Annotated in this window: 7 protein-coding genes; 5 read left to right on the top strand and 2 right to left on the bottom strand. The window is 73.7% G+C overall.

What is annotated here, in order from left to right; genetic code table 11:
• The first annotated feature begins 28 nt into the window (after positions 1-28).
• The 4 genes from ABD250_RS07245 to nudC all read left to right on the top strand — a co-directional run bounded on the left by ABD250_RS07245 (position 29) and on the right by nudC (position 8,806).
• Positions 29-3,328, top strand: coding sequence for a PD-(D/E)XK nuclease family protein (locus ABD250_RS07245; RefSeq protein ID WP_344391519.1), 3,300 nt, complete (start codon positions 29-31; stop codon positions 3,326-3,328).
• Positions 3,325-6,651, top strand: a complete 3,327-nt coding sequence (locus ABD250_RS07250) for an ATP-dependent DNA helicase (RefSeq protein WP_344391521.1) — start codon at positions 3,325-3,327, stop codon at positions 6,649-6,651. The genes ABD250_RS07245 and ABD250_RS07250 overlap by 4 nt, the downstream gene beginning before the upstream one ends.
• Before the next feature lie 62 nt (positions 6,652-6,713).
• Positions 6,714-7,793 carry a potassium channel family protein gene (locus ABD250_RS07255; RefSeq protein WP_179524802.1) on the top strand — a complete coding sequence of 360 codons (1,080 nt, stop codon included), beginning with the start codon at positions 6,714-6,716 and terminating at the stop codon, positions 7,791-7,793.
• 98 nt (positions 7,794-7,891) lie between these two features.
• Entirely contained in the window at positions 7,892-8,806 is a 915-nt protein-coding gene (gene nudC / locus ABD250_RS07260; RefSeq protein WP_179524803.1) for an NAD(+) diphosphatase, read from the top strand.
• On the opposite strand, the gene ABD250_RS07265 is transcribed toward nudC, so the two are convergent.
• Positions 8,803-9,075, bottom strand: a complete 273-nt coding sequence (locus tag ABD250_RS07265) for a mycoredoxin (RefSeq protein ID WP_179524804.1) — start codon at positions 9,073-9,075, stop codon at positions 8,803-8,805. The two genes, nudC and ABD250_RS07265, sit on opposite strands and share 4 nt — an antisense overlap.
• Before the next feature lie 85 nt (positions 9,076-9,160).
• On the opposite strand from ABD250_RS07265, the gene ABD250_RS07270 reads away from it, so the two are divergent.
• The gene (locus ABD250_RS07270) at positions 9,161-11,281 is read left to right on the top strand and encodes an ATP-dependent DNA helicase UvrD2 (RefSeq protein WP_338404176.1); all 2,121 of its coding nucleotides are present in this window, start codon (positions 9,161-9,163) and stop codon (positions 11,279-11,281) included.
• 21 nt (positions 11,282-11,302) lie between these two features.
• On the opposite strand, the gene ABD250_RS07275 is transcribed toward ABD250_RS07270, so the two are convergent.
• The gene (locus ABD250_RS07275) at positions 11,303-12,619 is read right to left on the bottom strand and encodes an ABC1 kinase family protein (protein WP_179524805.1); all 1,317 of its coding nucleotides are present in this window, start codon (positions 12,617-12,619) and stop codon (positions 11,303-11,305) included.
• Between the last annotated feature and the right edge of the window lies 1 nt (position 12,620).

Consider the following 12,620-nt stretch of genomic DNA (forward strand, 5'->3'; position numbering starts at 1 on the left):
TGTCGTAGTGGTGTGGTCTCATCGAGCAGTGACGAAGTCCGCAGCACCGACCGCCGGAGCGCCGCACTCCTCCCGCACCGTGGAGGCCGCGCCGCTACGCCGGTGGCCGCCCGAGCTCGGTGACCTGGTCGGACGGGACTGGGGTCCCCGCGCGGTCGGCCGCCAGGACCGCTGGGTCGTGCGTGGCGGGCCCGGGAGTGGGAAGACCTCGCTCGTCGTGGACGTGGTCCGCGCCGCGGTGACGGGCGGCGTGGGGATGGACGGTGTCCTGGTCCTCACCGGATCCGCGACCGCCGGGTCCGCACTACTCGGGGAGGTCACCCGTGGACTCCCGCCGGAGGCCGTCGTCAGCACGGATGCGCCGGTCCGCACCGTCCATTCCCTGGCCCACGCCGTGGTCCGGCTGGCGGCCGCCCGCGTCGACGCCCCGCCGCCGCGGCTCCGGACGGGAGCGGAGCACGACGCCCTGATCCGGGAGACCCTGCTGGGCGAGGTCGCCGACGGTGCGCCGCACTGGCCCGAGCAGCTCCGGCCCGCGTTGGCCACCGTCGGTTTCGCGCGCGAGCTCCGTGACCTCCTGTTGCGCTCACTGGAGCGGGGGATCGGCCCCCGTGAGCTCGCGCGGCTGGGCCGGTCGGCGGGCAGACCCGCGTGGGTCGCCGCGGCCGGCTTCTTCCGCCGTCACGAGGAGCAGATGGCCCTGCGCTCGGGACTACGGGGTGGGGAGTCCGACGTCCCCGAGGCCCTCAACGCCGCCGAGCTCGTGGGTGCGGCGCTGGACGCGCTGACCGCGGATCCACAGCTCAGGGAGTCGTTCCGCTCCCGCCGACTGGTGGTGGTCGACGACGCGCACCACCTCGACCCGCTCGCGGCGGAATTCGTGGCCGCGGTCGGTGGGGGCGCGGAGCTCCTGCTGGTCGTCGAGGACGGGGACCAGTCCGTGTTCCGTTTCCGCGGCGCGGACGGCGGTCTCGCCCGCGCGGTCGTGGACCAGGGCGGCCGGGCGGTGGACCTGCAGGCGGGGCACCGGATGGACCCCGCGGTCGCGGCGGTGGCGGCACGGATCGGCTCCCGCCTGCCCGGGGCGGCCCGTCACCGGCCCCGTGAGGTCGCGGGCGGCCCGGGAGCCGGCGGGACCGGCGGGGAGGGCTCGGTGACGGTCACCGTCGCCCGGTCGGCCGCCGCGGAGGCCGCCGTGGTCGCGGACTTCCTGCGCAGACGCCACGTGCTCGACGGTGTCGACTACGGGGAGATGGCGGTCGTCAGCAGGTCACTGCCCGCGGTCGTCGACACCCTGCTGCCCGCCCTCGACGCGGCCGGCGTCCCGGTGGTCGACGCGGGCGCCGAGCTGCCCCCGGCGCACGACCCCGTGGTGGCGGCGCTCCTCCTGCTGGTGAGGTCGGCGCTGCAGGGGGCCGACGGGACGGATGCCGAGCGCATCCTCACCCTGCTGTCCGGACCGATCGGACGTGCCGACGCCGTCGCGATGCGTCGGCTGCGGCGTGGGATCCGCCGCTCCGGGATCGGTGGATCGGAGCCGAGCGCCCAGACGCTGCGCACCCTCGTCCTGGCGGAGGGGGACCCGGCGCCGTCCGGTCTCACCGCGGTCGAGCTCGCGCCGGTCACCCGGATCCGGCACGCCCGGACCGCGGTGCTCGAGTCGCTCCGAGCGGGAGCGGCGGTCGAGGAGGTGCTCTGGGCGGCGTGGTCGGCCTCGAGGATGGAGCGGCGGCTCGTCCGGCAGGCCGTGGCCGCGGACCCGTGGTCCCGCTCGGCGGACCGGTCCCTGGACGCGGTGGTGTCCCTGTTCGATCACGCGGCGGACTACGTGGACCGCGTCCCCGGGGGGTCCGTCGCGCTCTTCTGCGAGGTGGTGTCGAGGGAGGACCTCCCCGCCCCCCGACGGACGGACACCCGCGCCCGGGGCGGGGCCGTGAGCGTGCTGTCCGCCCACGCCGCCGTGGGTCGGCAATGGCGCTCGGTGGTCGTGTGCGGGGTCCAGGACGGGCGCTGGCCGGCGCCCCGCCGGCGGTCGGGTCTGCTCGGGGTCGACGAGCTCGTGGACCTGACGGAGGTGGCCGGCGACGGACCACTGCCGTCGGAGTCCGAGCGGACCGTGTCCTCCGCCGCGGCCCGCGCGGCCGAGGAACGGCGGTTGTTCTACGTGGCCTGCTCCCGTGCACGGAGCCACCTGCTCGTGACCGCCGTCGAATCCCCGGAGGAGGGTGACGTCGCCCCGTCCCGGTTCGTCGACGAGATCTCGGACCTCTCCACGACCGGCGGCGACGCGGGCGGTGCGGACGGGTTGCGCCCCGGAGCCGAGGCGGCCGCCGCCGCCCGCTACGCCCCGACGGTGTTCACGCTGCAGCACCTGGCCGTCGATCTCCGGGCCGCGCTGCTCGATCCGTCCACGGGCCCGGCGGACGCCACCCACGCCGCGGGTCTCCTGGCAGGGCTCCGGGACGCCGGGGTCGCCGAGGCGGACCCCGGGGCCTGGTACGGCTCGGGCGGGCCGTCCACCGCGGCGCCCCCCTTCCCCGTGGCACCGGGGGAGCCGGTGGTCGTGCTGTCTCCGTCGGGGTTCGGAGCGCTCGAGGAATGTCCGCTCCGGTGGTTCCTGCAGAAGGTCAGGGGTGATTCCGCCGATCCGGGGTCGGAGGCGGCGCTCATCCGTGGTTCGGCGGTCCACGCGCTCACCCAGGCGGTGGAGGGGGGGATCGGCGAGGACGCCCTCCGGGCGGCGGTACACCGCCGGGCCGAGGCGCTCACGCGTGCCCGCGGCTGGTTCGCCGAGAGGGGTGCGGAATCGATGGTGGGCATGGCCGAGACGTTCCGGCGGTGGCGGACCGAGACCCGGGGCGAGTACACGACCGCGGGGGTGGAGGAGGCGTTCGCCTTCGACGTCCGGGGTGGGGTGCGGATCCGCGGGCGGATCGATCGACTCGAGGCCACCCGCGCCGGCGAGGTGGTCCCCGTGGACATCAAGACCTCACCCGGCGCCGTGTCCAAGGCGGTGGCCGCGACACATCCCCAGCTCGCCCTGTACCAGCTGGCGGTGTCGGAGGGCGCTGTCGAGTCCGCCGCGGGTCGTGCGCCGGGGGGAGGGCTCCTGGTGTACCTCGGGGGCCGGGAGGGCCGCATGCCCACGGAGCGAGTCCAGGATCCGCTCGGCAGCGAGGGCGCGGAGGCCCTGACCGAGCGCGTGGTCGAGGCCGGCCGTGCGACGGTGGGGCCGGACTACACGGCCCGTGTGGGACGGTGGTGCGACCACTGCGGCGTCCGTTCCAGCTGCCCCGCCCAACCCGAGGGTCGGCAGGTGAGCGGGTGACCTCGTCGACAGGACCCCACGACATCGCTGACGCACTCGGCGTCCACCGTCCGACCCCGGAACAGGCCGCGGTGATCGCCGGCCCCACGGAGCCGACACTCGTCCTGGCCGGCGCCGGCGCGGGCAAGACCGAGACCATGGCCGCCCGCGTGGTGTGGCTGGTGGCCAACGGTCACGCGCGCCCGTCGGAGATCCTGGGGCTCACCTTCACGCGCAAGGCCGCCCAGCAGCTGTCCAGGAGGATCCGGCGACGGCTCGAGGCGCTCGCCGCGAGCCCGCTGTGCACCGGCCCCGGGGCGGATCCCCGGATCGCGGAGTCGATACGCACGGAGGATCCGCAGATCTCGACCTATCACGCGTTCGCGGGCACACTCCTCGGGTCCTACGGCCTGCTCGTCCCGGTCGAACCGGACTCCCGCCTGCTCACGCCCACGGCGGCGTTCCAGCTCGCGTACGACGTCGTCTCGCGGTGGGAGTCCCCGCTCGCCACGGGGTCGTCCGCCGCGCAGGTGACCCGCGACGTCCTGACTCTGGCAGGGCAACTGTCCGAGCATCTCGTGAGCACCGACGACCTGCGCTCCCACCCCGATCTCCTCACCACCCTCGTCGCCACCCTGCCCGGGGGGCCCGGCCAGCGTGCGGCCCCGACCAGATGGCTCGACGAGGTCGCCACCGTCCCGGGGCACCGCGACGAGCTGGCCGATCTGGTGGACGCGGTCTCCGCCCGGATGCGCGAGGAGTCCGCGCTGGACCACGCCTCACAGATGGCGCTCGCCGCGACGGTGGCCCGCGACCATCCCCAGGTCGGCGCGGCCGAACGTCGGGCGTTCCGCGTCGTGCTGCTGGACGAGTACCAGGACACGGGCCACTCCCAGCGGGTCCTGCTGACCTCGTTGTTCGGCGGCGGCGCGGGCCCGGTCCCCGCGGTCACGGCGGTGGGGGACCCGATGCAGTCCATCTACGGGTGGCGGGGGGCCTCGGCCTCCAACCTCGACCGCTTCCGCGACGACTTCCCCCGCCCCGGAGGGCGGCGGTCCCACCTCCGCGAGCTCACCACCTCGTGGCGCAATCCCCCTGAGGTGCTCTCCCTGGCCAACCGGATCACCCTGCCGCTGCGGGACCGGCCGGGCTCCGTGCCGGTCCCACAGCTGCGCGCGCGCCCCGGGGCCCCTCCCGCGGACCTGAGGGTGGCGGTGCTGGACACGGCGGAGGCCGAGCGGGAGTGGCTGGCCGACTCGGTGGCGTCCCGGTACCGCTCGGCGGTGGCGGCCGGCCGTGTCCCCACCGCCGCCGTGTTGGTCCGCCGCAACGGCGACTCCGGTCTCATCGCCGAGGCGCTGGAGGCCCGCGGGCTGGCGGTGGAGGTGGTCGGGGTGGGCGGGCTCCTGGACGTCCCCGAGGTCGCGGACGTGGTCTCGCTGCTCACGGTGGTCGCCCGTCCCGGTGCCGGCGCACCACTCGTCCGTCTGCTCGGCGGCCCCCGGTTCGCCCTCGGGGCCGCCGACCTGGCCGCGTTGGCCAGACGGGCGGCCGTGCTCTCGCTCCGGCGTCCGGTCGGGGCCGCGGGGGCGCTGTCCTCCGTCGGGGAGCTCGAGGACGTCCTGGACGCCATCGCCCGGGGGGAGGAGACCGACGCGGCGGGACTCGCGGACGCGCTCGCCGATCCGGGCCCCGAGGGTGACTACAGCCCGGCCGGCCTCGCCCGGATCACCGAGCTCTCCCGCATCATCGCCGGGCTCAGGGCCCGGTCGTCCGCGCCCCCGGCCAGGCTCGTGGCCGCCGCGGAGCAGGCGTTGGGTCTGGATGCCGAGGTACGCCTGCGGGAGCGTGTGGGTGGGGGAGAGGCCCGCGAGCAACTCGACGAACTGCAGGAGGTGGCCGCGGGGTTCCGGGCCGACCGGGGTCCGGGGCTGGACGCCTTCCTGGCACACCTCGACCTGGCGCGCACCGTCGACGGCGGGCTCGCCCGGGGTGAGGTCGCCGCCACCCCGGGCCGGGTGCAGATCCTCACCGTGCACTCGGCCAAGGGGTTGGAGTGGGAGATCGTCGCCGTGCCCCACCTGTCGGTCGGGATCTTCCCCTCCGACCGGGCGCCCCAGACCTCGATCCGGGCGGCCACCCACCTGCCGGAGGAGCTGCGCGGGGACCGGGAGGACGGGGACAACCCCGGCGGGGTGCCCGTGCCCCGGCTCGACGGGGTCGCGGACCGCAAGCTCCTGGAGGCCGCGCTCAGGTCTCACATCGACCGCGTCAAGAAGCGTTCGCTCGACGAGGACCGACGCCTGTTCTACGTGGCCGTCACCCGAGCGGAACACTCTCTGCTGCTCTCGGCCTCGCACTGGCACGGGAGCGGTTCCACCCCCCGGGGCCCGTCGGAGTTCCTCGACGAGGTACTCGAGTCGTGCCGCGGACCCGAGCCGCTGGGGGAGACGGACCACCTCGTCGTCACACCATCGGCCACCAATCCGGCCACCGAGGCGGTGGTGGAGGCCACCTGGCCGCGTGCGGCGGAGGAGGACCGCACGTCCGCGGCCCGCGCGGTGGCGCTGGCCTCACCGGTGGACCCCGAGACCGACCCTGTGCCCGATCACGGGTCCGCCCGGGGCTGGCACCTCATGGCGGCGCCGCTGCTCGCGGATGCGCGCCGGGCCGCCGAGCAGCGTGACGCCGTGGTCCTGCCGCGGCGGCTGACCGCGGGTGAGGTGGTGGCCATGGCGACCGATCCCGACGCGTTCACCGATCGCCTCCGCCGACCGGTGCCGTTCCGGCCCGACCGCTTCGCCCGTCGCGGAACGCGGTTCCACCTGTGGCTGGAACACCGCTTCGGGGCCACCCACCTGCTGGACATCGACGATCTCCCCGGCGCCGGGGACCATGGCGCGGTCGACGGTGTGTCGGAGTCGGACCTCACGGCGTTGCAGCAGGCCTTCGAATCGTCGCGATGGGCCCGACAGACACCCGAGGCGGTGGAGGTGCCGTTCGAGGTCGGACTCGGGGAGCATCTGCTGCGTGGCCGCATGGACGCGGTGTTCGCGGACGGGGACGACTGGATCGTCGTCGACTGGAAGACCGGGCGGGTCCCTGGCCCCGGGGAGATGCCCGCGGTCTCGCTCCAGTTGGCGGTCTACCGCTACGCGTGGGCGAGAGTCGTCTCCGCCAGGCTCGGACGACCGGTCGAACTCCACAGGGTCCGGGCCGCCTTCCACTACGTCCGCGCCGGGAGGACCGTCGAACCGGCCGATCTCCCCGACGCGGAGGAGCTGCTCCGACTCCTCTCCACCGGACCGGGGAGAGGCCGGTTGTTGTCCGACGGTGACCGATAGGCCACGATGGTCCCGGTGACCCCGATGATCGACGGCGGTCCCGTCCCGGAACGGAGCTGCCGATGGTGAGGAAGCGCGCACTCGCGTCCCGTGTCCGCAGCAGCGACCCCTTGGACGAGAGCCCCGACCACATCCTCGTGGGCGTGGTGAGCATCCCCGCGAACGCCGAGAGCCCGTGGCGGCTCATCGGCAAGCGCGTCCTGATGGCCGTGCTCACGCTGGCCCTGGCGGCCCTCGTGGTGTATCTCGATCAGGAGGGGTATGAAGGCGGCGGTGGGGCCGACGGCCGGATCACGGTCGTCGACGCCTTCTACTACGCCACCGTCTCCCTCTCGACCACGGGTTACGGGGACATCTCCCCGATCACCCAGCAGGCGCGGCTGCTGAACGCCATTCTGATCACGCCGCTGCGCGTGCTCTTCCTGATCCTGCTCGTCGGTACCACCCTGTCGGTGCTCACCGAGCAGTCCCGTCAGGCCCTCAGGATCCAGCGTTGGAGGAACCTCGTGCGTAACCACACCGTCGTCGTCGGCTACGGCACCAAGGGCAGGTCGGCCGTCGCGGCGATGCTCGCCGACGAGATCGCCCCCGACGACATCGTCGTGGTCGACACCGACCCCCAGGCACTCAGGTCCGCGGCCGCCCGCGGACTGGTCACCGTCCAGGGCTCGGCCACCCGGTCGGACGTCCTCAAGCTCGCGGGCGTCACCCGCGCCGCGGCCGTGGTGGTGGCGACCAACTCCGACGACACCGCGGTGCTGGTCACGCTGACCGCGCGCGAGCTGGCACCCAACGCCAAGATCGTCGCCACCGTTCGTGAGTCGGACAACAAGCATCTGCTGAAGCAGTCGGGCGCGGACTCCGTGGTGGTCTCCGCCGAGACGGCCGGGCGCCTGCTCGGCCTGGCGACCATCACCCCGACCGTCGTGGGGATGATGGAGGACCTGCTGACCCCCGACGAGGGGTTCTCCATCGCCGAACGGCGCGTGGAGGAGTCCGAGGTCGGCGGCTCGCCGCGCCATCTGGCCGAGCTCGTCCTGGGAGTGGTCCGCAAGGGTCAGCTGATCAAGGTCAACGAACCCGAGGCGGACGCCCTGGAGACCGGGGACCGCCTGCTCTACATCAAGATGGTCTCGGGCTGAGACCAGGGCCGGCGACGCGGGCGGTCCGGGTGGCCGCGGCGTCCGCCGGGCTGGCACGCTGACCGCTCCCTCAAGATCTGCGAGAAGGAACCCCGACCATGCCGCTGGACTTCAGCCTCGACTCCGACCCCGTGCTGTCCGTCGCCGCGCCCGACCGGGCCGCGCCGCTCAGGCAGGACGTCGACGGTCTGTCGCGGGGATGGGCCACCGCGCGGGTGCTGCGGGTCGACCGCCGCAACCGGTTCGCCACGGACCCGGCGGCCGGGGGCCGTCGACGCATCCGGTTGGAACCCGCGTCGGACCACGCCGAGGAGCTGCCGGAGACCGCGGTGTTCCTCGGGCGTACGGACGAGGGGCGCCACATCTGGGCCCTGCCCGTGGAGGAGCTGCCCGATGACCCGGCGGTGGCGTCACTCCGGGTGACCGGAGCGGACCTGGTCGAGGGCGACGGCTCACTGGCCTCGCAGGCCCTCGCCCTGCTCGGCTGGCACCGGGACACCGTGCGGGGCCGGGAACCGCAGCACCATCCGCGCCGCGTGGACGCGGGCTGGGCCATCGAGGACCCGTTCCACGGAGGACCCGAGTACCCACGCACGGACCCGGCCGTGATCTGCCTGGTCCACGACGGTGGGCGCCGGGTGCTCCTGGCACGTCAACCGGTCTGGCCGGCCGGGATGTACTCCCACGTCGCCGGATTCGTGGAGGCGGGGGAGTCCCTGGAGGGTTGTGTCCGGCGCGAGGTGAAGGAGGAGGTCGGCGTGGAGGTCGACCGGGTCCGCTACCTCGGCAGCCAACCCTGGCCGTTCCCCCGCTCACTGATGGTGGGTTTCCACGCGGTCGGGGACCCGGACGCGCCGATCGTGCTCGAGGACGAGGAGATCAGTGAGGCCGCCTGGTTCGACGTCGACGAGGTCCGCGCCGCGCTCGACGGACGGGGCGACCTCATGGTGGCCCCACCGGTATCGATCGCCCACGTGATGCTCCGGTCGTGGGTCGCCGCGGTGGACCGTTAGGCGTCCGCGAGCTCGGCGAGCTTGGCCCTCACCTGGGAGGCCGGGGGGTTGGTGGCGGTGGTGCCGTCCGAGTACAGCGCCGTCGGGACGACACGGTTGCCGCCGTTGACGCTCTCGACGAACGCCGCGGCCTCGGCGTCGGCGTCCACGTCGATCTCCGTGTAACCGATCTCCTTCTCGTCCAGCAGCTTCTTGAGCCGGGTACAGAAGGGGCACCACGTGGTGGTGTAGAGGGTCAGGGCCTCGGCATCGTTCGTGAGATCGCTCATGACGGGGTCCAACGCTCGGAGACCGGGGAATCATCCCGGGGGAGGCCCACGGGGATGTGTCGGGGCCGGATGCCACCATGGTGGCGTGGATGACGTGCGGCGTGACCGGGACTCGGCCCTCGACGGACTGGACCCCCAGCAGCGGCGGGCCGTCCTGGCGCCCCGCGGACCCGTCTGCATCCTCGCGGGCGCGGGGACCGGCAAGACGCGCACCATCACCCGGCGCATCGCCCACCTGGTGACCACCGGACACGTCCGTGGGGACCAGGTCCTGGCCGTCACGTTCACCGCCCGCGCGGCAGGGGAACTGCGCATGCGGCTCGCCGGGCTGGGCGTGGCGGACGCGGGGACGGGGCCGGTCCAGGCGCGGACCTTCCACTCGGCGGCCCTGCGCAACCTCTCCTACTTCTGGCCGCGGGTCTACGGCGAGGAACCCTGGCAGCTGCTCGACGGACAGTTCCGGGCGGTCGCGCAGGCGGTCCGCCGGGTGGGGCTGGATCCCTCGACGGAGACGATCCGGGACGTCCTCACCGAGATCGGCTGGGCCAAGTCCAGTCTGCTCACCCCCGACACGTACGCCGAGCGGGCGGTCGCACTCAGTCGTGACCTCCCGGCCCCCGCCCCGGAGGTGGCGCGGGCGTTCCGGGCGTACGAGGATCTCAAGGTGTCGGGCCCGGTCCGCATGCTCGACTTCGACGATCTGCTGGGCCACATGGCGGAACTGGTGGAGGAGGTCCCGGCGATCGCGGAGGAGTTCCGGGACCGCTACCGGTGCTTCGTGGTGGACGAGTTCCAGGACGTCACCCCCGCCCAGCAGCGCCTGCTGTCGGCCTGGCTCGGTCGGCGCGACGACCTCACCGTGGTGGGCGACGTCAACCAGACCATCTACTCCTTCGCCGGGGCCGATCCGGACTATCTGCTCGGATTCGCCGAGCGCTACCCGGAGGCGACCGTCGTCCGCCTGGAGTCGGACTACCGGTCCACCCCGCAGGTGGTCGACCTGGCCAACGCGGTGATCGGGGCTGGCGCGGGGCGGTTCCGATCAGCCGGTCTCACCCTCCGTGGAATGCGTCCGGCGGGGCCCGACCCCGTCCTCACCGAGTACCCGGACGAGGACGCGGAGGCGGAGGCGGTCGCCGGGGCGATCGCCGATCTGGTCCACGGTGGGCTCGACCCCTCGGAGGTCGCGGTCCTCTACCGCGTCAACGCGCAGTCGGAGCGCATCGAGGCCGCGCTGGACGAGGTGGGGATCGGTTATCGGCTCAAGGGTGGGGAGGGCTTCTTCGACCGGACGGTGATCAGGCGCGCGATGTCGGCGATCGACAGACTGGTCGACGGCACCGACGAGGCGGTCACGGAGGAGCACTCCGCGCTCACCGACCCCACCGACGTCGCGCGGGTGATCCGGGCGTCACTGGAACCGTTGGGTCTCACGGCCGCCGAGCCGTCGGGCGCCCAGGCCCGGGAGAAGTGGGAGTCGCTGACCGCGCTGATGGGCCTCGTGGAGGAGATCGCCACCACCGAGGACCGCCCCGGACTACTCCCGGTGGTCGCCGGTCTGAGAGCCCGCGCCGCCGCGAGGCACGCCCCTGACCAGCGCGGGGTGACCCTGGCGTCGTTCCACGCCGCCAAGGGGCTCGAATGGGATGCGGTGTTCCTCCTCGGGGTGCACGAGGGCAGCCTGCCCATCAGTCACGCGATCAAGGCCGGGCCGGACGCCATCGAGGAGGAGCGGCGACTGCTGTACGTGGGGGTCACCCGGGCACGGGAGCACCTGTCCGTCTCGTGGAGCCGCAGCCGACGGGCCGGGGGCCGCGCCACACGCCGTCCCAGCCGCTTCCTCGACCCGGTCCGCCCGGCACCGGCGCCCGGGGGAAGCCGCCAGACGTCCGACTCCCCGGACAAGGGGCGTTGTCGCGGATGCGGGGAGCGGCTCACCGGGCCGATGCACCGGGCGCTGGGATCGTGCCCCGACTGCTCGGTGGAGGTCGACACCGGGTTGTTCGAGCGGCTGCGCGACTGGCGCAGGGAGACGTCGGAACGCATCGGCAAGCCCGCGTACACGGTGTTCACCAACGACACCCTCGTGCAGATCGCCCGCGAGCGTCCCGCGGACACCCGGGCGCTCGGGCGCATCGGCGGGATCGGGGCGCACAAGCTCGGCGAGTACGGGGACGATGTCCTCCGCCTGGTCAGGGAGGGCTGATCCCGGCCGGTCCGGAGTGGCTCACTCCTCGTCGGGGAAGATCTCCGGCATCCAGCGATGGACGATCTGCCGGTACGGGGCGGTCGCCTCGAGCTGGCACAGCATGCCCACCGAGGCCGAGAGCACCCGGTGGATGAGGACGTATTCGCGGGGAAGCGTGAAGGACCGCGAGGTCCGGAACTCACGGCCGGAGACGTCCCCGTACACCGCCATGATCCCCTGCATCCACTTGCGGTCGAAGTGGAACTCGGGCTTGCGCATCGGCTCGATGAAGGGCCCGAGGAAGGCCATCGCGTCCGCGGGGTCCAACCCGCCCCGGCCCACGTACCCGGAGCGCGTCATGAGGGCGAGCAGCTCCTCGGACTCCCCGGCCAGCGCGAGCCGCATCATCGAGGTGAGGACCGCGGGCATGCCGTCCGGTAGCGGGAGTGACGCCCCGAAGTCCAGCACCACCATCCGACCGTCGTCCGCGAGGAGGAAGTTGCCGGGGTGCGGGTCGCCGTGCATCATCCTCGCGCGGGCGGGGGAACAGAACTGGAACTCCGCCAGCAGTCCACCGGCCCGGTCGCGCTCCTCCTGGGTCCCGCTCGCGGCGATCCGGCCGAGCGTGCGACCCTCGGCCCACTCGGTGACCAGGACCTTCGGGGCGGAGGCGAGCACGGCGGGGACGCGGATCAGCGGGTCGTCGCGGAACGCGGCGGCGAACACCCGCTGCGTGTCGGCCTCCCCCCGGTAGTCCAGTTCGGCCACGGCGCTGTCGTACAACTCGTCGATGACCCCTTTGACGTCGGTGCCGGGGTTGAGGGGCCGCAGGAGCGGGGAGAGACGTCGGAGCTGACGGAGGTCCGAGCGCAACGCCTCGTCGGCCCCGGGGTACTGGATCTTCACCGCCACCTCCCGACCGTCCGACCAGACCGCGCGGTGCACCTGCCCGATCGAGGCCGCGGCGGCCGCGGAGGTGTTGAACTCGGCGAACCGCTCCCGCCACCGCAGGCCGAGTTGGGTGTCGAGGACCTGCTCGACCTCGGCGGGGGGCAGCGGCGGAGCCTCGGCCTGGAGCTTGGTGAGCGCCTCGCGGAACGGGCCCGCGTACTTGTCGGGCATCCCGGCCTCGAACACGCTGAGAGCCTGACCCACCTTCATCGCCCCGCCCTTGAGCTCTCCGAGCACGGCGAAGACCTGTTCGGCCGCCTGGTCGGCCAGCTCCTCGGTCAGTACGCCCTCGCCCCTGCCCAGAGCTCGACGTCCCAGCGACCCGGCGGCTCGTCCGGCGATTCCCAGGGGCAGGCCTGCGAGGCGCGCTGCTCGGCGGGATGAGGTGCGGGGGAGATCGGCCACG

It is taken from the genome of Dietzia cercidiphylli, assembly GCF_039531545.1.
GTDB lineage: Bacteria > Actinomycetota > Actinomycetes > Mycobacteriales > Mycobacteriaceae > Dietzia > Dietzia natronolimnaea.